Origin of the sequence: Sphingorhabdus sp. M41 (assembly GCF_001586275.1) — a bacterium.
Classification (GTDB): domain Bacteria; phylum Pseudomonadota; class Alphaproteobacteria; order Sphingomonadales; family Sphingomonadaceae; genus Parasphingorhabdus.
Genome location: NZ_CP014545.1, coordinates 2,571,553 through 2,595,052, shown reverse-complemented (window position 1 = coordinate 2,595,052; position 23,500 = coordinate 2,571,553). Strand labels below are relative to the sequence as shown.

The 23,500-nt window shown below is 56.7% G+C and carries 18 protein-coding genes and 1 tRNA gene; 12 read left to right on the top strand and 7 right to left on the bottom strand.

The genetic code is table 11. The features are described 5' to 3' along the window. Nucleotides 1-43: 43 nt before the first annotated feature. Nucleotides 44-1,507, bottom strand: coding sequence for a TolC family outer membrane protein (locus tag AZE99_RS12265; RefSeq protein ID WP_067201550.1), 1,464 nt, complete (start codon nucleotides 1,505-1,507; stop codon nucleotides 44-46). 21 nt (nucleotides 1,508-1,528) lie between these two features. Further along, entirely contained in the window at nucleotides 1,529-2,182 is a 654-nt protein-coding gene (locus tag AZE99_RS12260) for a protein-L-isoaspartate O-methyltransferase family protein (protein WP_197460185.1), read from the bottom strand. Nucleotides 2,183-2,433: 251 nt separating this feature from the next. Here AZE99_RS12260 and AZE99_RS12255 point away from each other — a divergent pair. Beyond that, nucleotides 2,434-2,507 (top strand) — tRNA-Cys (locus AZE99_RS12255). A 194-nt stretch (nucleotides 2,508-2,701) separates the two neighbouring features. Here the strand turns inward: AZE99_RS12255 and AZE99_RS12250 are convergent. Beyond that, nucleotides 2,702-4,006: a cytochrome c gene (locus AZE99_RS12250; RefSeq protein WP_067201547.1), complete on the bottom strand. Its 1,305-nt coding sequence runs from the start codon at nucleotides 4,004-4,006 to the stop codon at nucleotides 2,702-2,704. After that, a complete protein-coding gene (locus tag AZE99_RS12245; protein WP_067201545.1) occupies nucleotides 4,003-4,590 on the bottom strand; it encodes a TetR/AcrR family transcriptional regulator in 588 nt (195 codons plus the stop codon). The genes AZE99_RS12250 and AZE99_RS12245 overlap by 4 nt, the downstream gene beginning before the upstream one ends. 204 nt (nucleotides 4,591-4,794) lie before the next feature. Here AZE99_RS12245 and AZE99_RS12240 point away from each other — a divergent pair, with 204 nt between their 5' ends. The 10 genes from AZE99_RS12240 to AZE99_RS12195 all read left to right on the top strand — a co-directional run bounded on the left by AZE99_RS12240 (nucleotide 4,795) and on the right by AZE99_RS12195 (nucleotide 18,939). Next, entirely contained in the window at nucleotides 4,795-6,018 is a 1,224-nt protein-coding gene (locus AZE99_RS12240) for a hypothetical protein (RefSeq protein ID WP_197460184.1), read from the top strand. Continuing rightward, the gene (locus AZE99_RS12235; RefSeq protein ID WP_067201540.1) at nucleotides 6,011-7,762 is read left to right on the top strand and encodes a DUF1592 domain-containing protein; all 1,752 of its coding nucleotides are present in this window, start codon (nucleotides 6,011-6,013) and stop codon (nucleotides 7,760-7,762) included. The genes AZE99_RS12240 and AZE99_RS12235 overlap by 8 nt, the downstream gene beginning before the upstream one ends. Next, nucleotides 7,759-9,090, top strand: a complete 1,332-nt coding sequence (locus tag AZE99_RS12230) for a DUF1552 domain-containing protein (RefSeq protein ID WP_067201538.1) — start codon at nucleotides 7,759-7,761, stop codon at nucleotides 9,088-9,090. Before AZE99_RS12235 ends, AZE99_RS12230 begins: the two co-directional genes overlap by 4 nt. Nucleotides 9,091-9,418: 328 nt before the next feature. Beyond that, nucleotides 9,419-9,802, top strand: a complete 384-nt coding sequence (locus AZE99_RS12225) for a hypothetical protein (RefSeq protein ID WP_067201536.1) — start codon at nucleotides 9,419-9,421, stop codon at nucleotides 9,800-9,802. A gap of 313 nt (nucleotides 9,803-10,115) precedes the next feature. After that, a complete protein-coding gene (locus tag AZE99_RS12220) occupies nucleotides 10,116-11,645 on the top strand; it encodes a hypothetical protein (RefSeq protein WP_197460183.1) in 1,530 nt (509 codons plus the stop codon). Between the two features lie 73 nt (nucleotides 11,646-11,718). Beyond that, nucleotides 11,719-14,424 carry a TonB-dependent receptor domain-containing protein gene (locus tag AZE99_RS12215; RefSeq protein WP_067203637.1) on the top strand — a complete coding sequence of 902 codons (2,706 nt, stop codon included), beginning with the start codon at nucleotides 11,719-11,721 and terminating at the stop codon, nucleotides 14,422-14,424. A gap of 213 nt (nucleotides 14,425-14,637) precedes the next feature. Next, nucleotides 14,638-16,152, top strand: a complete 1,515-nt coding sequence (gene gspE, locus AZE99_RS12210; RefSeq protein ID WP_067201533.1) for a type II secretion system ATPase GspE — start codon at nucleotides 14,638-14,640, stop codon at nucleotides 16,150-16,152. Between the two features lie 42 nt (nucleotides 16,153-16,194). After that, nucleotides 16,195-16,992 (top strand): tryptophan 2,3-dioxygenase, encoded by a 798-nt coding sequence (locus tag AZE99_RS12205; RefSeq protein WP_067201530.1) that lies wholly within the window; start codon nucleotides 16,195-16,197, stop codon nucleotides 16,990-16,992. Continuing rightward, nucleotides 16,989-18,110, top strand: a complete 1,122-nt coding sequence (locus tag AZE99_RS12200; protein ID WP_231862606.1) for a kynureninase/PvdN C-terminal domain-containing protein — start codon at nucleotides 16,989-16,991, stop codon at nucleotides 18,108-18,110. Before AZE99_RS12205 ends, AZE99_RS12200 begins: the two co-directional genes overlap by 4 nt. Nucleotides 18,111-18,252: 142 nt before the next feature. Further along, nucleotides 18,253-18,939, top strand: coding sequence for a crotonase/enoyl-CoA hydratase family protein (locus AZE99_RS12195; RefSeq protein WP_067201525.1), 687 nt, complete (start codon nucleotides 18,253-18,255; stop codon nucleotides 18,937-18,939). Between the two features lie 17 nt (nucleotides 18,940-18,956). On the opposite strand, the gene AZE99_RS12190 is transcribed toward AZE99_RS12195, so the two are convergent. After that, nucleotides 18,957-19,325, bottom strand: coding sequence for a VOC family protein (locus AZE99_RS12190; RefSeq protein WP_067201522.1), 369 nt, complete (start codon nucleotides 19,323-19,325; stop codon nucleotides 18,957-18,959). Between the two features lie 41 nt (nucleotides 19,326-19,366). Beyond that, the gene (locus AZE99_RS12185; RefSeq protein WP_067201519.1) at nucleotides 19,367-21,307 is read right to left on the bottom strand and encodes a S9 family peptidase; all 1,941 of its coding nucleotides are present in this window, start codon (nucleotides 21,305-21,307) and stop codon (nucleotides 19,367-19,369) included. A 70-nt stretch (nucleotides 21,308-21,377) separates the two neighbouring features. Between AZE99_RS12185 and pabB the strand changes: the two genes are divergently transcribed. After that, entirely contained in the window at nucleotides 21,378-23,210 is a 1,833-nt protein-coding gene (pabB, locus tag AZE99_RS12180) for an aminodeoxychorismate synthase component I (protein WP_067201516.1), read from the top strand. Between the two features lie 56 nt (nucleotides 23,211-23,266). On the opposite strand, the gene AZE99_RS16550 is transcribed toward pabB, so the two are convergent. Continuing rightward, nucleotides 23,267-23,500, bottom strand: a complete 234-nt coding sequence (locus tag AZE99_RS16550) for a DCL family protein (protein WP_443027821.1) — start codon at nucleotides 23,498-23,500, stop codon at nucleotides 23,267-23,269.

Below are 23,500 nucleotides of genomic sequence, written 5' to 3'. Positions count from 1 at the left end.
AAATCTAGTGACCCGATGCCGGAACCGATTGCCACCACTTGCTCTACTGGCGCTTCGGTGTTTCAGGCAACGCCTCTATCTCCGCTTTTTGCGCCTGAGTGTCAACGGTCCTGGTTGCCTGTGGTTGTGGATTGCGATCGCTTTGATAGTCGTAAAACATATCGTCGACCCTCTCGTAATTGACGTCAGGATCATAAAGCGGTCCGCCTTCCAGCCCGAGATCGCGTGCTTCTGCCCGGCCCATGGCTGCTAGCAGCGAAAAACCCGCGACATAGCTGTTGCGGCGTGCGGTCACCAATTGCACCTGAGCGTTGAGCAATTCCTGTTCGGCGTTCAAAATGTCCAAAATGGTCCGGTTGCCAACGGAATTTTCCGCGCGCACGCCTTCCAGTGACAGGCTCGCGGCGGCCACGGCCCGTTCCGAGGACTGGATAACCCGTTCCGACGCGCGCCAGCTGGAATAGGCAGCGCGGGTCTGCGAGATCACATCGCGCTCAATCGCGATCAACTGCTCGTAGGCTTGGCCGGAACGCGCCTGTGCCTGACGAATTTGCGCAGCGGGTCGTCCGCCTTGATAAATTGGCATGGTTGCCCGGATGCCGACTTCGGCGGTCGATTGTTCCTGAATGAAGGTTGTGCCCGCGATATTCCCGCCCAGCGTGCCATGATAATTCAAATAGCGCCCCTGGGCATAGGTGGATACCCGCGGCTTGTTGCCGGCTCGGGCGGTCTTTATATCAAATTCAGCGGCTTCGCTGCGCTCCTTGGCGGCGAGCAAGTCCGGATTATAGGTCAACGCCAGATCAACGGCCTGGTCCGGGGTTTCTGGCAAGTTGGGCAAGGGTGGAGGAGGCTCAAGATCACCAGGCTCGTGACCGACCAAGGCGATATAATTTTCCTTGCTGCGGATCAGGCTTGCGCGGACGGTTTCCAGATCGCTCTTGGCAGTCTCCAGCCGGGATTCTGACTGTGCAACGTCGGTTCGGGTCAAATCGCCAATTTCAAACCGGTCGCTCGTCGCATCCAGATTGACAGAGAGGACACCGACATTGGCCCGGTTCAGTTTGACGATCGCCGAATCGCGGATGACATCCATATAAGTGGCGACCACATTACTGAATATGCTCGCTTCGGTCGCGCGCAGGTCAAACTGACCAGCCTCCACTCTCGTGCGAGCGGCACGGACAGCATTTTTTACGGCGCCGCCGGAATAGATCGGAACGTCTATTGATCCACCTGCCGTAGACTGGCGTAGTGGCGCGGTGAAGCTATTGGCGCTGCGAAGAAAATTTTCCTGAAAGCCGAAATCACTGGTGGCACTCGGCCGGCCGTCGGCTTTGGCGATGGCAACGGACTCGTCGGTAGCTCGCTGTGCAGCACGCGCACCCGACAGAGTGGGGTTTGTCTGATAAGCGGCTTCCAGTGCATCGCGCAGTGTGTCGGCTTGCGCAGGAACTGACAGCAAGGCCACGATAGCTGTACCAAGGAAAAGGCGGCATCTGCTCATGTCATCACTCTCCCGAACGTCTTAAAATTCAAAGCTTTTTGCTTTTTCAAAGCCGGGTAGGGAGCAGGCCCCGCAATCGGCAAAATATTGATAGCCGACATGTGCGCCTGCGGTATGACCCAGGGCCAGACGGGACACGCCATCATGCATGACCGCTGCGACTATCCTCCCGTCCGGCGCGAGTTGATCGATCAGACTCTGGGGAATCTGCTCCACCAGTCCGTCGATAACGATCACCGAATAAGGTGCCGATGCGTCCCACCCGGTTGCATGATTGGCCGTTTCGAGGGTGATGTTGTCATTATCTGCCAGATTCTTAACCGCCATGGCGGCCAGTTTCGGATTTTGTTCAATCGCGGTGACGGAGCCAGCGAGCTGCGACAGTACGGCAGCCGTATAACCAGTGGCCGCGCCAATGAGCAGGACATTATCATCCTTCGTGACATGCGCCACGTTCAGCAGTCGTCCGGTGGTAAGCGGGGGATTGAGAGCCCGGCCTTCGCCGATTTGCACGCCGCGGTCGGCGTAAGCGAAGCTGCGCTGGGCAGACGGGACAAAGTCTTCCCGAGCGATGTGACTCATCGCTGCAATAACCCGCGGATCACTGACCTCGGTAGTGCGCAGCTGACTCACCACCATGGCTTTCCGCATTTGTTTGAAATTTTCGTGGCCCAAGCGTTGATCCTCGCAATGAATATTTTGCGTCCATGCCATTTCTGTATTATGAATACAATACACTATGGCCGAGATTTTGTCGCTTCTAGCCCGCCTTGGCACGTGCGCCAAGATGGATTCCGGCGAATTTGTGCTGACTGCGTCTTTTGCGCGACAATTGGCAATTTTGCATATTATTCAGCGTCGGAAATGGAGGACGCAACTTTGGGTTGACTTTCGCGGCAAAGCGAAGCAATTCGCGCGCTCTCTCCGGCCCGATGGCGGAGTGGTGACGCAGCGGATTGCAAATCCGCGCACCCCGGTTCGATTCCGGGTCGGGCCTCCAGACAAACTTCCCTGATGTATTATTGATTCGACGCAGGGTAGGTTGCTGCGTCAACTCGAGCACTTACGTTAATATGAAGAGGATGGAAGGCGTCTCAGGGGGGGGGCTTCCATGGATTCCGCCAAAATGCCCGATAATAGCCGAGGTGACATATCTAAGTGATCCGGAGCTTCGTCAACGTCTTCGATCATTGCTTATCTCTGTTTCCTGACCTGATCGGGAGAAACAGCGCTGGCTATATTACCGAAGCTGCCCCGCAAATAGGTTGCCAGTGAGGCGATATCCTCATCCGATAAGCGCTTGCCGAAAGGCTTCATCACCGTGCGCTTCGAGTCGAAGGGAGGCGGCGGCAAGTCCGGACCGTAGAGTATCACGTTGATGAGCGAGGCAGGGTCTGCCGCCTGCACGAGCGCATTTCGGGTCAGAGGAACGCCGAGTATCTTGTCACCCTTGCCATCGGGAAGATGGCATGTGCCGCAATGCACGGTATAAATGATCTCGCCTTTGGCGGCCCGACCACCCAGCGATGGCCAGTCGATCCGTCGGGCACCGGGAGATTTCTGGTGCAGATATCGAGCAATGGCGGTTGCGTCATCCCGGCTCAGGCTGGCGGTCGAAGCAAAAACCCCGTTCATTGGCCCATGGACAACGGCATGGCCGTTTTTCCCGGTCGTCAGATAGTTGATGATGTCCTTCTCATCCCATGCAGCAAGCCCGTGGGGGCCTGGCGTGATATCCGGTGCTGCCCACAGCTTATGTTCACCGCTTGCAACTTTGTCGACATAAGTTCCGCCCTGTAGCGCCTGACCTGATTTTGCTGCTCCGACGAAATTGCGCGGCGTGTGGCAGGCCCCGCAGTGGGCAACGCCCTCCACCAGATAATTCCCGCGGTTCCAGGCAACCGATTTTTCAGGGTCGGTGATATAACTATCGCTGTCAAGGAACAGCCTTTTCCAGAAATAGAGGAGGAAACGGTTATTGAACGGAAAATCGAGCGCATTTTCTCTATTGGGTTCAGGGACCGCGTCCACGTTGGTCAGAAAGAGATAGAGCGACCCGATGTCCTCGTCGCTCATTCTTGCAAATGAAGTATAGGGAAATGCCGGGTAGAGATGGTCGCCATTGGCCCGTTGACCATGTTTCATGGCCCTGTGGAATTGGGCAAAATTCCACGCGCCAATGCCATGTTTCTCATCGGATGTGATATTGGTTGAAAAAAGTTTTCCGAAGGGCGTTTCGAACATGTGTCCGCCAGCATAAGGTGCTTTGCCAGTTGTCGTGTGACAGGCGGCGCAATTGCCTATTTTCGCCAGATAGGCGCCTTTTTCTGCACTCGCTGCCAAAGTGTTCAGCGCAGGCGCAGGGGGTAAGGGTTTCGGCCAGAAAACAAATGCGGCAACGGCGCTGCCGATGATAAGGAGTAGCAAAACAAGGGAACCGCCATGCTCCCATTTGCGGCTATTTGCCGGCTCCTTTGCGCTTTCTCTCCCGCCTGTCATTTTGCTGATCCGATATCGCTTTCGTCACAAGATATGCCAACAAGACGAAGCCATTTAATCGTGCGTTCCTTCAAAAAACTGCTCGCGGAAATATTGGTGCGTCCCTGCCAGTTCATCAGCGATCCCGTAAGATGAGCCATGAAAGCATCGGCTGCATCTTCCGGCAGGACCACCGTTTCGGGCATGACCTTAAGGATCGCTTCCCGCATTATCTGTCCACGCTGCTGTTCTATTTCCAGCGCATCGGGATCATTCACGTTGGCAGCATAGCGGGAAATATAATCAGAAAAATTCTGCCGACCTCCGGACATTTCGCCGATAAGTTCGGCAATTTCGACAAGTCCCTCTGCCCCTTTTCTCAACTGCAAGCCTTTGAGCCTTGCCCTGAACAGCTCGGCGTTGCGAAGGAGAACTATCTGCTTCAAATTTTGTGCGCTTTTAAAACGCAATGTTATCGCGGCTCTGGAAAGCGACAGTTCGCGCGCCACTTCGGAAACGCTGAACCCGTTGGGCCCGCGCAAGGCCAGCACCTTCTGTGCGGCCTCCATTATCTGATCGTCGGTGGCAGAAAGGGGACGCGCCATAGATACTCTCGCAACTTTCGTAAAGGGAGGCCCCTGTCAGGCCTTGATCGCGCCTTTACTATTACGGCTTGCCGTTTCTTGCAAGACTGTTAGTAACATGGGTGAAAGTTTGAAGGCGAGCGAATCGAAAATCGATCGTTCGGGGCTTCACTCCTGTAAGTGCACAGGGAGGCAGGCGAGTTGGAGAGGTCGATGCTGGAGCAGATGCCGCGATATCAAAAGTTGCTGGCGATTGGCGCAACGGGGGCGCTGATCGCAGCGGGAGCCGGATATTTGACGTTCGGCAGTGAAACCGCCACTCCACCGGCGGGCAGTTTTCTCATCGATAACAAAGCCGGTTTCGTGATTACGTCCTTTGGCTGGGCGCATGACAATGATGCGAGCGATGCCGAGGCCTGCCCCAATGGCATGTCCAAAAATGTTGCCGAAATTTTTGCGATGTCGGTCGAAGGCCAGCGCCGTCCGGGAGAAACGGATGAAGGTTATGGCGAGCGCAAGGAAGCGGGAGGCCGAGCCATTTCCGCCAGCCCTGATGGCAGCAACTATTGCGTCCACCCCGAGCTTGCCCCACCCGACACCCACTTCCGGATTTTCGACAATCCCGACATTCTGGTCCCAGGGCTAGACCTTGACGGAAAAGTTTCGCGCTCGGAAAAAGATGTCGTTTCAGGATTGCTCGACTTTAACGGCAAGAGCGGCCTCAAAGGCATCGACAATCAGTTTTTCCGCGCCGTTGGCTGCAGCCCATCCTATCGACCGGATGGTCCTTCCAACCAGTTCGAGATCGAGATGCTGACCGGTGCCTGGGGCATGGTGGTGACGCTGGACGATGTCGACGACTTGCGGAATGACGTTTCGGTCAAGGTCGGTCTTTACGCCAATGCCGATCCCATTCAGCTCAGCCCGACGCGGGTGCCTCTGGAATATGCGACTTATGCAATGGATCAGGACCCGGCCTATCGCGCGACAACAAAGGGCAGGATAAAGGACGGCGTACTCACCACGGAGCCGGTGGACATACAATTCCGGCACGTCGTGAACAGCATCCGCTTGAAGCGCCCGCTTCGCGACGCAAGGATAAGGGCTACGCTTTCCAAGGATGGGCTGCTGAAAGGCATATTGGCGGGATATACACCGGTTGAAGCCATGTATGACCTGCATTTCGGTTTTCGCAACGGGACGGATGGTGAAGGCAATCCCGCACCTGCCGGATTGAGATTGCAATCTTCCAACGGCGCAGCGCGCGTGCTGGGTTATACCTGCCAGGGCGTCTATCAGGCGCTCAATCGATTGGCAGACGGCCATCCCGACAACAAAAGCGGGAAATATACTTCTATCTCCACTCAATATCGCTTTGAGGCGAGACCCGCATTTGTCGTGGATGTCGATACGAAAAGCACAAACGAAAAGCTGGTGCGTAATGAATAGACTGAAGGCATTTTACACCCACGATCTGCCCCATTTCTATGGGCCGGCCCAGAAATGGCCTGGCGTGGCTTTATTGGTGATAGTGATCGGTTGCGCGATACTGCTTTTTGGCAATTCTGGAGAACCCGATCCTGTCGGTGGACCACCGATGCTCCGCCGCCTGACCGAGGAGCAATATCGAGCAAGCATCGCCGACATCTTCGCGAGTGACATTCCCGTAAACGCTCGTTTTGAGAAGCCCGTACGGGAACGGGGTCTCGTTGCGATAGGCACTGGCAGGGCTGGCATATCGGCTTTTGCGATCGAGCAATATGATTCAGCAGCCCAAGGAATCGTCGCAGCCATAATGGGCAAGAAAAGGCGCGCAGAATATGTCGCGTGCGGTCCGCGAAAAACGTCGGAATTTGACGAAATATGTGCCCGCAGCTTTCTTGCGACCAAAGGCAAATTGCTCTTTCGTCGCCCCCTCCGCAGCGAAGAACTGACGAAATATGTCGCGCTGGCCAGGCAGTCCCATGACCGGCTGGGCGATTTTTACGAAGGCCTCGGGCTCAGCCTGTACACGATGCTGATCGCCCCCGATTTCCTGTTCCGTATTGAAACTGTCGAAACAGACCAAAGTGGCGAATTGGATACACTCGACGCCTATTCAAAAGCGTCGCGCCTCAGTTTTTTCCTCACCAACAGTTCGCCCGATGCCGAACTGTTGCGCGCGGCCGGGGAAGGGGATCTCGACACTGACTGGGGGTTGGCCGGCCAGGTCGACCGGTTGATGGATTCGCCACGATTTGAAGGAGCCATACGCGCTTTCTTTGCCGATATGCTGCAATTTGATCGTTTTGGGGAATTGTCAAAAGATCCTGCCATCTTTCCCGCTTTCAACAGTGAAGTCGCTGCAGATGCGCAGGAGCAGACGCTGAAAACGATTGTCGATCACCTGTTGTCGGGACAAGGCGATTATCGCGACCTTTTTACGACAAGACGGACCTATCTGACCCGCAATCTCGGCGTCATCTATCGTGCTCCGGTTCCGACACGCGGTGATTGGGAGCAAGTGACTTTCGCAGAGGAAGCCAATCGTGCTGGCATTCAGTCCCATGTCTCCTTTCTGGCGCTGCACTCACATCCGGGCCGCTCATCACCGACGCTAAGGGGCTATGGCATGCGCCAGGTATTCCTTTGTCAGGATGTCCCTGATCCACCAGCGAATGTCGATTTCGCGGCGGTCGAGGAGAAGGCCCACGCCAAGATGGTCACAGCGCGTGATCGGCTGAAAATGCACTCCACCCAACCAAGCTGTGCCGGCTGCCACAAGGTGATGGACCCCTTGGGGTTGACGATGGAAAATTATGACGGAATTGGCACATTTCGTATATTGGAAAATGGTGCCCGGATCGACACGGCCGGTTCACTTGATGGGACCAGCTTCGACACAACGGCCGGTCTCGCCGAAGCAATGCGTGATCATCCTGAAGCGCCGCGTTGTGTCGTCGAGCGGCTCTACAACAGTGCAGTCGGCCGCGATATTACATGGGACGAGCGCTACTTCCTCGACTGGCTTATCGAGTCGTTCAAGGACAACGGATATCGCATACCCTCGCTGATGCGGGAAATTGCCTTGAGTAAAAATTTTTTCGCAATCACCCGCTCCGGACGCGATCCTGCGGATCCAGCAAATATACCGGTGGAAGCCGGTGATCAAATGACGAGAACCCCCGATGGTAAGAACGGAGAGGCATCATGACTAGTTTTTCGCGAAGGTCGGTTTTGCGCGGCACGATGGCAGGCGCCACGATAGGTGTCGGCCTGCCGCTGCTCGATATGTTTCTGGATGGCAATGGTACAGCTCTTGCCGCTACTGGAGAACGCATTCCGGTTCGTTTTGGCACATGGATCTGGGGGTGCGGCTTCATACCGCAAAAATGGGTGCCCGCCACGACCGGCAGCGAATATCTGATGCCTGAAGATCTGGCGCCGCTGGAGCCTTATCGAGACAGGCTCGCCATTCTCAGTGGTTTCGACGTGAAGCTTGATGGCGTACCCAATAAACCGCATATTACCGGCTGCCTGGGTTTGCGCACCGGCATCCCGGTACCGAATGAAAATGTAAAGGCGCCGACTCTGGACGTGCTGATCGGTCAGAAAATTGCTGCTGGCACACGTTTTCGCTCGCTCGAGCTAAGCGCATCGGGAGTAAACCGCTCCTATTCGTACCGCGCCGCCAATTCACCCAATCCCAGCGAAACTTCGCCGCTCGCCCTATATCGTCGCCTTTTTGGTGACGGCTTCCAGGACCCGAATGCGATGAGTTTTGAACCGGATGCACGCGTAATGGCGCGCCGCAGCGTTCTCTCGGTCATCAAGGATGACCGGCAGCAGCTTATGGCGAATGTCGGCCTGAACGACAGGCACAGGCTCGACGAATATTTTACTTCCATTCGCCAGATCGAGCAGCAGCTCGACTTGCAGCTCCAGCCCCCGGCACCCGTAAAGGATTTTACCAAGCCAACAAAGCCGGAAGCCGATGTCGAGGGTGAAGACATGGAAACGGTTATGGCCAATCATCGGCTCATGGCCGAACTGCTTGCCAAGGCGCTCCAGACCAACCAGACCCGGATATTCAATGTTCTGCTCTCCGATACTACTTCCAATTTGCGCCGAAAGGGCGAAACGACCACGCATCATACTTTGACGCATGAGGAAAAGGATGATCCGAGCCTGGGCTATCAGAAACAATGTGCCTATTTCGCAACCCAGAGCATGATTGCCTGGAAGGAATTTCTCGATGAGATATCCAGGATTCCCGAAGGCGACGGCACGCTGCTGGATAATTGCCTTATCCTCGCTCACTCCGATTGTTCGATTGCCAAGGCACATGCGGTAGAAGGAATTCCGACCATGATCGCGGGCAATGGAGGCGGCAAGATACGCACCGGCTTTCACCTCAACGGCAAGGGCGATTCCATCGCTCGTATCGGTCTGACCATGCAGCAGGCCATGGGCGTGCAGGTAGACCGATGGGGCCTGCTCTCGATGGAAACTAACCGCACTATCACCGAACTAATGGCCTGATCTGTCAACGGACAGCTTGAGAACGGGGACGATCGCAGCCCGGCCGGTGCCTTTCTCTTTTGATTGCGCCATTTTTGCGAGAGTCTTAGCCTCGGGCTATCCAGTCTGAATATTTGTTGGCACGATCCATTGAGTCGCGCGTCGTTGTGACACCGCCGGCCACTATATCTGCTTGAGGTCAATGGCCTGTGTTTTTATCACAGCTGTAATTATCTGGAAATGCAGAGTTAATTTTCCCGCGATAAAAATATTACATTTATGTTGCAGTTATATTGCACTCGATGTCACATAAGTGTAACAAAGTCGCATCGGATGAGGAGAAAATGCGATGAAATGCGGTAAAATTATCGGCGCTGCAGCTGGTTTGCTCTTGATGAGCAGCGGTGCAGCCTTGGCCCAATCCTCCGGGGAAATTGGCTATGCGCAGGGTTCGCTGGGCTATGATGCGCTGGTTTCGGGCAACAATGATCTGGCACTGCAGCAATTGGAGGCTTCCGAAAAGCTACACGCCAAGGATCCTGCCCGTCTGATCAATCTGGGTCAGACCTATGCGCGGCTGGGCAGGATGGGAGATGCCGCCCGCATGTTCAACGCCGCCGCACAAAGCAACCGTCAGTTCGATCTGGTGCTCGCAAGCGGTGAGGTAATCAATTCCCGAGAAGCTGCTGAACTTGCATTGCGGAATCTCAACAACCGGATTGCGTCCCGCTAGATAAAATATTTTCGGGGAAAAATCCTCGTGCTTCATAAAATATGCAGAGGGTGGCCGTTTTTGCGGCCATCTTTTTTTGTTCCATCCACTAAGCGGTTCCGACTGAAATTGGTACAAAGTCAGCTTGCCCGCTCGTCCCGGCCGCATTGAAAAAATTTCGTCACAATTGAGTCTCCGAACTGTCACGCAAACAGCATCGCTGGGTCATTTCCCGCCCCTAGTGCCCTCCCTGAAGGCGATGGGGGCATTTGATTCGAAACCGCATCGTTTGATCTGAAGCTATCAAACCAGTTATTTTTGCGGAGACCAATCCATGTTGAATAAGCAATTCCGTTCCGTCCTGTTTGCAGGTGTTGCCGCCCTTGCAGTGACGGCTTGCGGCGCAGATGATGTCGCATCGCCAGGCGAAGGCAATATCGTCGTGCTCCCCACACCGGCGCCCGCGCCTGCACCGACGCCAACTCCCACGCCGACGCCCGCCGGAACCCCGGCGACTGATTGCCCTGCCGGGACCGCTAACGTCGGTATTATTACGACAGGCAATGGTGAAGAGGCTCGCAACTGCCAGGTTTCAGGCGTTGTCCAAGGCAATCTCGTGCTTCCGAAACGGCCTGACACCGCAAATACGGTCTATTCGCTTTCCGGTGGACTTGAAGTCGGTGTCGACGGTGGTGCGCAGGGCATTCTCACAATCGAACCGGGTGTCACAATTTTCGGTTCTTCGGGCGGTGATTTTCTTCTGGTCAACCGTGGCTCGCAGTTGTTTGCAGAAGGCACGGCTTCCAATCCCATCATCTTTACTTCGCGCCAGAATATCATGGGTACGTCGGGTGTCGACAGCATCGGTCAATGGGGCGGTATCGTTATCCTTGGTCGCGCACCGATTTCCGACTGTGCAACTGGCGCTGCTTCAAATCCGGGCGGGACCCGCACCGATTGTGAGGCGATCGTCGAAGGTCCTTCTAACGCCGTCTATGGCGGCACATTGCCAGCTGATTCGAGTGGTAGAATGTCCTATGTTCAGGTTCGTTATCCCGGCTTCGAGGTTTCGACAGGCAACGAGTTGAACGGTATCACCATGGCTGGCGTTGGAAGCGGGACATTCTTCCAGAATATCCAGATTCACAACAGTTCTGATGATGGCGTCGAATGGTTCGGTGGCCGCGTCAACGGCAAGAATCTTGTCATGACCGGTATCGATGATGACTCGGTTGACTCTGACTCGGGCTTCAAGGGGCACAATCAGTTTGTGCTCGCGGTACAGCGTGCAAATGGTGGCGACCATGTGATGGAAGCCGACTCCAATGGCGACGAGGATGCCGAGCCGCGTCAGGATCACAAGCTTGCCAACGTCACCTTCGTGTCCAATGGCGGTGATCATGTAATCCTGTTGCGGGGTGGCGGTGACTATGCGTTCTACAACAGCGTTTTCAACAGCCCTGCTGCCTGTATTGACATTGATAGTGCTACGACCATCCAGGCCGCTGGCGCTGCGGGTGACGAAAATGGTCCACCAGTGTTCCAGTCCCTGTTCATGAGCTGTGCCACATCGTTCGTGGATGATGGCAATATCACGGTTGCCCAGATCCAGACGATCTTCAACGCCGGGACCAATAACACCGCAGCCGGAACGTCGAGCCTCGCCAATGTCGCCGCGGCATTCCCCTTCATCAACGGAGCCACGGAGAATGCGGTAACACCGTTTGCGGTCAGCGGTATCAACAGCTTCTTTGAAGATGTCGGCTATATTGGCGCGGTACGCGACGCCAATGACACGCGCTTCCAGGGCTGGACGTGCGGCCTCTATGCCAATGATTGCATCGTCGCTCCTACCATCGGCTGAGCAGCAACACTCTCGTGGGATGGCGACCGCCTCGGGTCGCCATCCCATTTTTGATATTATGAAGGAAAACCCGATGACGAAGCGGACCGCGATGATGGCCAGCCTGCTCCTAAGCACTGCACTGGTAGCACCAGCAGCCTATGCGCAGACCACTGCTGCGGACGATCCGGCGGTTGAGACAATACAGCCTGACGATGCCCAGGATGACGATGACAATGTCGATATTTCGGCTCCCGGCGGCGATTTTGGCGGCGAAATCATCGTGCGCGGCAAATATATTCCCAACCCAATTCGGGCCACGTCGGAAGTCGTGTCGGTATTGGGCGAAGCGGAAATTGCGCGAGCTGCAGATGGCGATATCGCCGGATCGTTGCAGCGCGTCACTGGCCTTAGCGTGGTTGGCGGTCGCTTCGTATTCGTTCGTGGCCTCGGTGAACGCTATTCGCTCGCTTTGCTCAACGGCCTGCCTTTGCCATCGCCGGAACCCTTGCGCCGGGTAGTCCCGCTCGATCTCTTTCCCACCAGTGTAATCGCGTCGACCGTTGTGCAGAAAAGCTATTCGGCAAATTATCCGGGGGAGTTCGGTGGCGGCGTGATCAATCTGACGACAAAATCGACTCCGGACGAACCCTTTCTCAAGGTCAAATTCGGAGTCAGTGGTGACAGCGAAACCACCGGTAAACTGGGTTATGTCTATGATGGTTCGGATAGCGATATCATTGGTTATGATGATGGCTTGCGCGCTATTCCCAATGGCCTTGCCCAAGCTCTCGCCAAGAACATCCCGATTTCCGCAGGTACGGAGTTTTCCAGTACGGATCTGCAAAATTTTGCTGCAAGCCTGAACAACGCAGAAACCAATCTTATCCAGCGCAATATGGACATTCCCGCTAACTTCTCCGCAGAGATTACCGGTGGTACGTCATTTGATGTGGGTGATGCATTGGTCGGCGTTGTCGCGACCGCCGGTTTCGATAATAGCTGGCGCACCCGTGGCGGCGTCCAGCAAACCTCGCAGGGCATCGTCAATATCGATGGGGAAGAGGGGTTGCGCCCCGATCAGAATTTCAATTTCGTGACCACCGAGAACCGGATCATCGTCAACGGCTTGCTTGGGCTTTCTGCCGAATTTGGTGAGCATAAATTGCGTTTCACCAATCTCTATATTCACGATACATCAAAGGAAGCGTCGATCAAGGCGGGGATAGATGCAATTAACGTGGATGAAGAAACCCTGCTGAATCAAGGCCGCACCAGCTGGTTTGAAAGGCAGCTTTTCACCACCCAATTTGTTGGCGAGTTTAAATTTGATGAAATATCGCTCGATGTTCGTGGGGCCTGGGCCAATTCCAAGCGGGATGCACCCTACCAGCGGACCTACAGCTATGCGTTTGACAAGATCGTCGCGCAGGATTTTGTAAACGACCTGACCTCTCCCGGACAATCGGCGCGTGTCCAGTTCAGCGACCTCAATGATGATGTCTATGGAGCCGGAGCCGACCTCGGATATGAAACCAACATTGGTGTGCCGGTGAATCTGACCGTGGGGTATAATTATTATCTCAACGACCGGCAGGCCCAACGCCGTGCCTTTCGCTTTGTGCCCGCCAACGGTTTGCCCAATCCGATCGAACAGGAGCGGATCGACTTCCTGCTCTCCGACTATAATGTTTTTACCCACAAGATCGAATTGCGCGAAGTTGCTGCCCAAACTTCGGTTCCTGCCTATGAAGCACAACTTGAAGTCCATGCGGGATACGGACAATTCGACGCTGAGCTGAGCGAAGGTTTGCGACTGAACGTCGGCGTACGCTACGAGGATGCAATGCAATCCGTGACCCCGATCCTGTTGCAAGGCGGAGCAGCCACTGTCGCGACCAGTCTTGCTAACGACTATTGGTTGCCGGCGGCTACTCTGACCTGGAATTTCGCCGATGATATGCAATTTCGCTTTGCTGCTTCGAAAACCATTGCCCGGCCGCAATTTCGCGAACTCGCACCGCAGCAATTTCTTGATCTAGAAACCGACCGCACGTTTATCGGCAACCCGCTGCTTACCGATAGCGAGTTGCTGAATTTTGAAGGCCGGTTTGAATATTATATCGGACGGGGCGAGCGCGTCACCATCGCCGGATTCTACAAGAAAATCGACAATCCAATCGAAAATGTCGCTTTTGTTCAGGGTGGGGGTACGTTGTTTACAGGATTTTCCAATGCTCCCACAGCAGAACTTTATGGGGCAGAACTGGAGCTTGTAAAATATTTCCCGCTCTATGATCTCGGCGGCAGTTTCTTTGATGACCGTCGACTGCTGTTGGCCGCAAACTATACCTATACCAAGTCGGAAATTAAGGTGGCTGCCGGCGATCAGGCGATCAATCCCGTGACCCTGCTGCCCACCGATGCGTCAAATGTGTTCGACGATGGTGACCGATTGACCGGTCAATCCACGCATGTTGCCAATCTGCAATTTGGCATGGAACGCGAAGATGGTCCGTTGTCACAGCAGACATTGCTCGTCACCTATAACAGCCCGCGCGTCACCGCTCGCGGTCCGCAGGACCAGCCGGACCTGATCGAACGGACCGGTTGGCAACTGGATTTTGTCGTCCGCGAAGAATTGAACATTGCCGGGCAGGATTTCGAATTGAAAGTGGAAGCACGGAATATTCTGGGCACCGATTATCGCGAATCCCAGACTTTGGGCTCCACCCAAATCCTGAACAATGCCTATGATGTTGGTACGCGTTTCTCGATGAGCATTGGTCTGAACTTCTAGGCCGAAATTTGTAATCTATCTGTCAAAAAGGAGTCGTCGCAGCGTCACACTATTTTTCTATCCAGTTCATGGATGGCAGCGGAAGGATATTGTGATGCGCGGCGGACTTCCAGAGACTTTGGCTGCATGCTGCGCAGCCTTGAGCAAGCAATGGGCTGGCCATAGTCAGGGTGCATTTCAGTGAACGGGGAGAATGTCTCTGCGGACGACAGGATGGCCGGTGATCGGAATGTTTTCCGTTCGCCATCGCCTCTGCTCGACCTTCCCTACAGCTATGCCCGCGATCGCGGCGTATTGATCTGTTCAATGGAAGGCGACCGCGCCTCGATCGCGATGCGCGAAGGTTCCGATCCCTCGGCCTTGCTCGAGGTTCGCCGTTATCTGGCTCTGCCCTTTGACGTGGAACCGGTCGATGGGCCGGCGTTCGAGAAGCTGCTCAGCGCCCATTATGCGATGGACGGCAGCGCCGCCGCCATGGCGGGTGACATGGCGCTGGCCGGCGAAGGGCTGGACGATATTGCCGGGGATATTCCCAGCGCCGAGGACCTGCTCGACAGCGCCGATGATGCGCCGACGATCCGGCTGATCAACGGGATCATTGCCGAAGCCGCACGGCAGGGGGCTTCGGATATCCATATTGAACCCTATGAGACCGGTCTTGTCGTGCGGATGCGGGTCGACGGTGTGCTGACCGAGAAGCTCAGAATGCCGCCGCATGTCGCGGGCGTGATCGTCAACCGGATCAAGGTGATGGCGCGGCTGGATATAGCCGAGCGCCGCATCCCGCAGGATGGCCGGATCAGCTTGACGCTGGGCGGGAAATTGCTCGACGTGCGCGTCTCGACCTTGCCCAACCGGGCAAGCGAGCGGGTGGTGATGCGGATTCTCGACAAGGAAAGCGCCGGGATATCGCTCGATTTGCTCGGCATGTCGGAAACGACGCATGCTATCCTCACCGATGCGCTCAGCGAACCCAATGGCATCATCCTGGTCACCGGACCGACTGGCTCGGGAAAGACCACCACGCTTTATGCCGGGCTCAAGCAGCTCAACGACGGCAGCCGCAATATCCTGACCGTCGAGGATCCGGTGGAATATGCGATTGAGGGCATTGGCCAGACGCAGGTCAACGCGAAGGTCGGGCTGACCTTTGCTGCTGGTCTGCGCGCGATCCTGCGCCAAGACCCGGACGTGGTGATGATCGGCGAGATCCGCGACCGCGAAACGGCCGAGATCGCGGTGCAGGCCAGTCTTACCGGCCATCTCGTGCTCTCGACCGTGCACACCAATGATGCGGTCGGTGCGATCACCCGGATGCGCGACATGAAGGTGGAGCCGTTTCTGCTCGCCTCGACCCTGCGCGCAGTGATCGCTCAGCGTCTGGTCAGGAAATTATGCGAACATTGCCGCACGCCGATCCAGGCCGATGGCTCGCTGGCTTCGTTGCTCGGTTTCGACAATGGCACGGTGGTCTATCGCGAGACCGGCTGCGACCATTGCAACCAGACCGGCTTTCAGGGCCGGATCGGGGTGTTCGAGGCGATCCGCATCGATGACACGCTCAGAAAACTGATCAATAATGGCGGAGACGAGGCGCGGATCGCATCCCATGCGTTTCTCCGCCAGCCCAATCTGGGCTCCGCAGCGAGAGCCCTTGTCCGCGAAGGGCTGACCACCGCCGAAGAAGGCATCAGAATATCCCGGCGCGAAAGCGAGATGGTCGGTTAGGCTGGCTCTTCCCATAAGCGCATCGCGGCGTTACTATCTCGCATGACCGATCAATCCACCATGACTTATGCGCGCTATCTCGCGCTCGACACATTGCTCGACGCACAGCATCCCCGATCCGATCTTGATGACGAGATGCTGTTCATCATCATTCACCAGACCAAGGAACTTTGGCTCAAGCAGATCATCCGCGAGTTGCGCTATGCCAAGCAGCAGATAAGGACTGACGCGCTGGTACCGGCCTACAAGGCGCTGGCTCGGGTCAGTCGCATCCAGGCGGTGATGACTCTGAGCTGGGACGTGTTGTCGACCATGACGCCCAGCGATTATACCCGATTTCGTCACGTCCTGGGGCCAAGCTCCGGTTTCCAGTCCGACCAGTTCCGCACCGTGGAATATATGCTTGGGCTCAAGGACAAGGGCTTCCTGAAATATCAGGAGGATCGCCCGGAAGCGCAGGCGGCGATGCAGGCGGCGCTGGACCAGCCGAGCATCTGGGATGACGCGATAGCGGCGCTGTCGCGCGCCGGTTTCGATATCGCACCGGACTTGCTCGACCGCGATTTTTCGCAATCCCATCAACCGTCCAAACAGGTCGAGGCGGCCTTTCTGCAAGTCTATCGCAAGCCGGAGCAATATTGGGAACTCTATCAACTGGCGGAAAAACTGGTCGATCTCGACGATGCCATGGCGACCTGGCGGCACAAGCATGTGCTGACCGTCGAGCGGATTATCGGCGGCAAAATGGGGACCGGCGGCACGGCGGGCGTTTCCTATTTGCAGAGCACGATAGGCAAGCGCGCTTTTCCCGAACTATGGTCGCTGCGTACCCAGTTATGAGCTGGAAATATCTGTTCTCCCGCTCTCTGTCGGCCAATCCGGAGCGGCTGCATTTTGCCGCCCATAGCCACCATCTCTGGCCCGATGCCAACCACGACGGCAATATGGCGGCATGGCAGGACGCAGCGGCGCTGGCTGATCAGAAATGGGACAAGATCATGGGGCCGGTCTGGTCCGAAGCGCAGCAGCATGTTGCGGATGAGCTAAATCTGCCCGATCCAGCAACGCTCTGCTTTGCACCTAATACCCATGATTTCATCGTGCGCCTTTTGTCTGCGATCCCGTCGCGGCCCGTCCGGGTGCTGGCGACCGACGGCGAATTCCATAGCTTTCGCCGGCAGATGAGCCGCTGGGTCGAGGCAGGGGAGGTTGTTCTGCAAACAGCTTCGCCCGACAGCTTGCTGGAGACCGCCAGATCCGGGGAATATGATCTGATATTCGCCAGCCACGTGCTGTTCAATTCCGGCACAATTATCTCCGCGCTGGACGAGCTGGCGGCGCTGGCGCGTCCCGAGGGGCCCTGGGTGGTAATTGACGGCTATCACGGCTTCATGGCGGTGGAGACCAACCTGTCGCACATCGCCGACCGGGTATTTTATCTCTCGGGCGGTTACAAATATGCCATGGCCGGGGAGGGCGTCTGTTTCCTGCACGCACCGCCGGGTTTTGCGGAACGCCCGGTGGTGACCGGCTGGTATGCTGCATTTGATGATCTTGCCCTGCCACACGGAGAGATCGGTTATGCACCGGACGGGCGGCGCTTTCTGGGCAGCACGTTCGATCCGTCCGGCCTTTACCGATTTAACGCGGTCCAGAATATGCTGGCCGCAGAAGGGCTGACCACAGCGGTGATTTCCAGTCATGTCGGCGAATTGCAGGCGCAGTTTCTGGAAGATGGGCCGCTGGCAGATTTCGAGCTGCTCAATCCGCTTGGCGACCAGCAGCACGCGCGCTTTCTCGCCTTTCGCGGTAACACGGCCTCCGCGCTCTATGACAGGCTGGCCGCGCGCAATGTCGTAACCGATGTTCGCGGCGATGTCCTGCGGATCGGCTTCGGTCTTTATCATGACCGCGACGATGTGGCGCGCTTGCTAAAAATATTAGGCGAGCCGGACTGAGCGATTTGCCGCTACGGCCTTTCAGCTCTGGCCCGTCAATCAACAGCTTTCGAGATTTTGGCCGCGGATTTTTTGATTGACCTACGCCTATTCGGCAATAGGCTTAACCGATCAATTAAACACGCCTCGAAAAGGACACACCATGAGCATTTCCGTCGATATCCAGAATGATGTGGCCCTAATCACCCTGGATGACGGCAAGGCCAATGCCGTCAATTTTGACCTGATGGAAGTGCTCAACGAGGCGCTGGACAAGGCCGAGGCGGACGCCAAGTCGATCGTATTGGCTGGCCGCGAAGGGCGATTTTCCGGTGGCTTTGACCTCGGTATGATGAGCAGCTTTACCCGCGACGATTCTGTCCGTCTGCTCGACCGAGCCTCGGAACTGGTGCTGCGTCTCTATGGTGGGCCGGCTCCCATAGTCGCAGCCTGCACTGGCCATGCCATTGCCATGGGTGTCTTCCTCCTGATGTCCTGCGATACCCGGATCGGCGCAGCAGGCGATTTCAAACTGGGCGCTAATGAATCGATCACCGGAATGACGCTGCCGGTCTTTGCGGTCGAACTGGCGCGGGACCGGCTCAGCCCGCTGCATCAGACCCGCGCGATGATTCAGGCTTTTATCTATGATCCCAAGGGCGCAGTCGAAGCCGGTTATCTCGATATGCTGGTTGAACCGGATAAGGTAGTCGGTCAGGCGACAGCGATCGCTGGCCAACTCGCCAAGCTGCCAGGCCATGCCTATGCCTATCAGAAATCGGCGATGCGCAAACCGGCGCTAGACGCGATCCGGGCGAGCATCGGCAACCACCCGAACTTGCGGAACTAGTAGCCCACGCTTGGCTTTCAGCGGTGCTGGTCGATCAGGATCGGATTGCCATCGGGATCGGTCAGCATGATATTGGCCGGACCCTTGCTGCCTTCGGTTTGGCTGTCGAGTTGCACGCCCGCCGCCAGCAATGATTTCTCGATCGTGCGAACATCGTCAAAATCATCGACATTTTGTGCATCCTGGTCCCATCCAGGGTTAAAAGTCAGCATATTCTTTGGAAACATGCCCTCGAACAGGCCCAGCGTTGTATCACCATTTTTCAGGATCAACCATTTCTGGTCTTCGTCGCCACCGAATTTGGCAAAGCCGAGCTTCTCGTAAAAGGCTTTGGAAAGGGCGATGTCCTTGACCGCCAGACTGATGGAAAAGGCTCCGAGTTTCATTTTCATTCTCCCTGTTGTGGGTGCATGGCCGGGGGGCGTCGCTATTTCTCCTCGAGCAGATATTTCTGCCAGAATAGCAGACTCGCCCAGAATTGATAATCGCCATTGGCTTTCTTGCGGAAGCCATGACCCTCGTTCTCGGCCAGTAGATGCCAGGCAGGGCGTCCGTTGGCGCGGACGGCGGCGACGATCTGCTCGGCCTCGCTCGCTGGAACGCGGGGATCATTGGCGCCGGTGACAACCATCAGCGGGGTCTTTATCTCGCTGGCACGGATCAGCGGGCTGATCTCTTCCAGTTTGGCGCGTTGCTCGGGGACGCGCTCGTCACCATATTCCACCCGCCGCAGATCGCGGCGATAAGCCTCGGTATTTTTGAGGAAAGTGACGAAGTTTGAAATGCCCACGACCTCCAGCCCGGCTTTCAGCTTCTCGCCATAGCGCAGCATCGACGCCAGCGTCATATAGCCGCCATAGCTGCCGCCGGTGACGGCTATGCGCTTGCGGTCAATCCTCCGGTCTCCGCGCAGCTGGTCAAGGAATGCGCCGATGTCGAGCACGCTATTCTCCCGCAACCAGGGGCCGTTGTCGAGCGCGACAAATCTCTTGCCGAAGCCGGTCGAGCCGCGAACATTGGGATAGAAGATCGCAATGCCGAGCTCGTTGATCAGATAATTGTCGCGCCCCAGAAAACGCGGTGTGGCATGGCCTTCCGGACCACCGTGGATGCTGATGATCAGCGGCCGCTTGCCCTTGTGCCTGGCGGGATCGGGCCGATAGAGAAATCCGGACATTTTCTCGCCATCGAAGCTGGCGATCTCGATCAGTTCGGGCGCGACATTGTCGGCCGCATCCAGCCCGCCAGTCTCGCTTTTGGTCCAGCGTGTAACCACCAGCGTTTCGGGATTGACGCTATAGGCATCGGTGCCGGTCCGGTTGCTGTTCAGCGTAATGCCCAGCTCACCCCAGGGGGCGAATTTGACGCCGCTGATCACGCCATCCGGGAGGCTGTCGACGGCACGGACCTTGCCGCTTTGCAAATCGTAGAATTTGAGCACGGAACGGCCCGCATGATTGACTTCAAAAGCGATCCAGCGACCGTCCGGACTGATATCGAAATCGGTGATATCCCAGATTTTCTCGTCGACCACCGGTTCGAACAAGGATGTTTCCAGATTGACAATCCCAAGCCGTTTGACGTCGCTGCCATCATCCGATGCGGCCCAGAGCCTGCCGTCAGGTGCGAATTGCAGTCCTTCATAGGCGACCGGCACGCTGCTGTCGGTCAGCTTGCGCAAGCTGCCGTGGGCAATGTCGATCAGATAGAGCTGATTGTCGGTGACGGAAACATAGTTGAACACCAGCAACTGTTTGTCATCCGGTGAAAAGTCGATCGGGAACCAGCCGCCACCCGTTGAGGCGACCAGCATCCGCGCGCCCTCCGGATTGGCGGGATTCATCAGATAAATGTCATTGTAAAGCCCGGTGCGCTTGTTCGAGCCAAAGGCGAGCAGCTTGCCGCTACTCGACCAGGGACCGAGATCGTTCCGGCTCTCGCCGTCGGTGAGCATCTTGGGGCGGCCTTTTGTCAGCGCGTAAATCTGGTCAACCTCGTTGCCGCCGCTGTCTTTCTCGAACAATAGAGCCGAGCCGTCGGGCGCATATTGGGCCGAATATACCGGTTCGCTGGCAAAGGTCAGCTGCTCGCGCTGTCCCATCGGCGCCGCGACGCGGTGCAGCTGGCTGGTGTCGGCAAAGCGCGTTGAAACCAGCATCGCTCTGGTCTTCGGGTCCCAGTCGACGAAGCTGGCGGTGCGATATTCCATATAGGGTTGAGTGCGGTCGACCATGGCCTGCGGAATATCGGGGATCTGGTCGGCGACGAGAGCCGCCGGGCGCGCGGCCGTGTCATTGGCCGCGGCTTCGGTTGCTCCCGCAAATATCAGTAATGCCAAGCCAATCTGGCAAGCCCGCGCAAACCGCATCCAAGTCACTCCCTGTTTTCTTTCGTCATGCTTATGGACGAATGGGTGCAAAAGCAATTAGGGGTGGTTGATGTTCGATGGAAATATTCCCTTTGTCCTGCTCGATGATGTGCGGGCCTCTGATCCAGCGCCAGCGCGGCTTTACCGGGATCCGGTGGCGGTTGTCCGGGCGGATAAAATGGAAGAATTGGAAGCATGTTTTGCCGCCCTGTCGCGGGCGCGAAAGGCGGGGCAGCATGTTGCCGGCTATCTTTCCTACGAAGCGGGGCTCGGGCTGGAGGAGCGGTTGCGGGGCAAAATGCCGGACAATCTGCCCGCTCCGCTGGCCTGGTTTGGAATATTCAAGGATTACAGGGAATTAAGCCCGGAAGAAGTCGCCGAGGCGCTGCCCGACCGCAACGGGGCGTGGCTGGGGCGGCTCAAGCCCCTGGTATCGCGCGCCGCCTATGACGCGGCGTTCGAAAAGGTGCAAAATTATATCCATTCCGGCGATATCTATCAGGCAAACCTCACTTTTCGCGCAGAAATGGACTTTTCCGGACATCCGCTGGCGCTTTATGCCGCGATCCGGGACCGGGCGCAGGCCGGCTATGGCGGCGTGCTGTTTGACGGTGACAACTGGATGCTGTCCTTCTCGCCGGAACTCTTCTTCGCGCTGAAGGACGGGCGGCTCACTGCCAAGCCGATGAAGGGGACCGCCGCTCGCGTCGCCGATCCCGAAGCGGACGCGAAAGTGCAGGCGCAAATGCTCGCCGATCCCAAGCAGCGCGCGGAAAATCTGATGATCGTCGACCTGCTGCGCAACGACCTGTCGCGGGTGGCACAGCGCGGCAGCGTCGAGGTACCGAAGCTGTTCGCGGTCGAAACCTATCCGACCATCCACACCATGACCTCGACGGTCACCGCGCAGCTGCAGGACGGCCTCGACGCGGTCGATGTAATCCGCCAGATTTTCCCCTGCGGCTCGATAACCGGCGCCCCGAAAATCCGGGCGATGGAGATTATCGACGAGCTGGAACTGGCCGCTAGAGGCCCCCCCAATGGTTCTGGCCCGCGCGGCATCTATTGCGGCTCGATCGGCCGCATTGACGCGCCCGACGAACAGGGCCGCTCCGACGCCGCCTTCAATGTCGCGATCCGCACCTTCTTCCTCAAATCGGGCAAAGAAACGCTTTCCATCGGTCTCGGCTCTGGCATAGTGGCGGACTCGGATGGGGATGACGAGTGGCGGGAATGCCTCGCCAAGGGGAGATTTGCGAAAGTGGATGCCAATGCGGAAGGAGGCCATAGAGTCGACCTGATCGAAACCATGGCCTTTGATCCCGCCAGCGGCATCAAGCGGCTGGAAGCGCATCTCGAACGGATGAAGACCAGCGCCGCCACCCTGCAATTCGAATTCGACCGCCACGCCGCCCGCAACGCGATCCAGGCGATCACCTTTCACCAGGACAGCCCGGCGATGGTCCGCCTGCACCTCGGCCAGTCCGGCGCGCTGGCGATCGAACTGAAGCCGATGCCCGCCCCGCATGACGGGCCGGTCCAATGCCGACTGGTGCCGATGCAGGCCGACAAGGCGGACTTCCGCCTGCACCACAAGACCAGCGACCGGCGGGTCTATCAGGTCGCCAAGGAAGAGGGCGGCCCGGGCGAGGGCGCCCACCCGATTTTCGTCGATGGCGAGGGTTTTGTCACCGAAGGCGCGATCTGGAACGTGTTCGTCGAGCGCGACGGCAAGCTGCTGACGCCGAAGTTGGAGCGCGGTGTGTTGCCGGGCGTGTTGCGGGCGGAACTGCTGGAGAGCGGGCAGGCGGTCGAGGCGGATTTGCGCGCGGCGGATCTGGCGGGCGGGTTTCTGGTGGGGAATAGTGTGCGGGGGTTGGTTGGGGGTGAGGTGATGGATTAGAGCGCTGTCGTTGTAAATTCAGCGTATCAAAATGGATCAGCTACTTTAGTTCAATTTCAAGGCGAATTTCGGGGAGTATAAATACAAGACCTGAAAGCAAACTTTTCGCTAGTTCCATCTATTCGATTAATCCAAAAGCACTGCGTTCCAAAGTCTGCAGATCTAACGCTAAAGTCCTTAATTCCGCTACCGATTTTTTCGGATGATTCTGGATGTCTCAAAACAAGTGCAGATAATAGGTCATTATCTCGTGTTGTAACCCGGTCTCCAGGATCATAGCTATTAAGCAT

Excerpts from the sequence above, each read along its gene's own strand:
- AZE99_RS12265 (WP_067201550.1), bottom strand. The coding sequence starts at position 1,507 with ATGAGCAGATGCCGCCTTTTCCTTGGTACAGCTATCGTGGCCTTGCTG.
- AZE99_RS12250 (WP_067201547.1), bottom strand. The coding sequence starts at position 4,006 with ATGACAGGCGGGAGAGAAAGCGCAAAGGAGCCGGCAAATAGCCGCAAA.
- AZE99_RS12245 (WP_067201545.1), bottom strand. The coding sequence starts at position 4,590 with ATGGCGCGTCCCCTTTCTGCCACCGACGATCAGATAATGGAGGCCGCA.
- AZE99_RS12240 (WP_197460184.1), top strand. The coding sequence starts at position 4,795 with ATGCCGCGATATCAAAAGTTGCTGGCGATTGGCGCAACGGGGGCGCTG.
- AZE99_RS12235 (WP_067201540.1), top strand. The coding sequence starts at position 6,011 with ATGAATAGACTGAAGGCATTTTACACCCACGATCTGCCCCATTTCTAT.
- AZE99_RS12230 (WP_067201538.1), top strand. The coding sequence starts at position 7,759 with ATGACTAGTTTTTCGCGAAGGTCGGTTTTGCGCGGCACGATGGCAGGC.
- AZE99_RS12225 (WP_067201536.1), top strand. The coding sequence starts at position 9,419 with ATGAAATGCGGTAAAATTATCGGCGCTGCAGCTGGTTTGCTCTTGATG.
- AZE99_RS12220 (WP_197460183.1), top strand. The coding sequence starts at position 10,116 with ATGTTGAATAAGCAATTCCGTTCCGTCCTGTTTGCAGGTGTTGCCGCC.
- AZE99_RS12215 (WP_067203637.1), top strand. The coding sequence starts at position 11,719 with ATGACGAAGCGGACCGCGATGATGGCCAGCCTGCTCCTAAGCACTGCA.
- gspE (WP_067201533.1), top strand. The coding sequence starts at position 14,638 with ATGGCCGGTGATCGGAATGTTTTCCGTTCGCCATCGCCTCTGCTCGAC.
- AZE99_RS12205 (WP_067201530.1), top strand. The coding sequence starts at position 16,195 with ATGACCGATCAATCCACCATGACTTATGCGCGCTATCTCGCGCTCGAC.
- AZE99_RS12200 (WP_231862606.1), top strand. The coding sequence starts at position 16,989 with ATGAGCTGGAAATATCTGTTCTCCCGCTCTCTGTCGGCCAATCCGGAG.
- AZE99_RS12195 (WP_067201525.1), top strand. The coding sequence starts at position 18,253 with ATGAGCATTTCCGTCGATATCCAGAATGATGTGGCCCTAATCACCCTG.
- AZE99_RS12190 (WP_067201522.1), bottom strand. The coding sequence starts at position 19,325 with ATGAAACTCGGAGCCTTTTCCATCAGTCTGGCGGTCAAGGACATCGCC.
- AZE99_RS12185 (WP_067201519.1), bottom strand. The coding sequence starts at position 21,307 with ATGCGGTTTGCGCGGGCTTGCCAGATTGGCTTGGCATTACTGATATTT.
- pabB (WP_067201516.1), top strand. The coding sequence starts at position 21,378 with ATGTTCGATGGAAATATTCCCTTTGTCCTGCTCGATGATGTGCGGGCC.
- AZE99_RS16550 (WP_443027821.1), bottom strand. The coding sequence starts at position 23,500 with ATGCTTAATAGCTATGATCCTGGAGACCGGGTTACAACACGAGATAAT.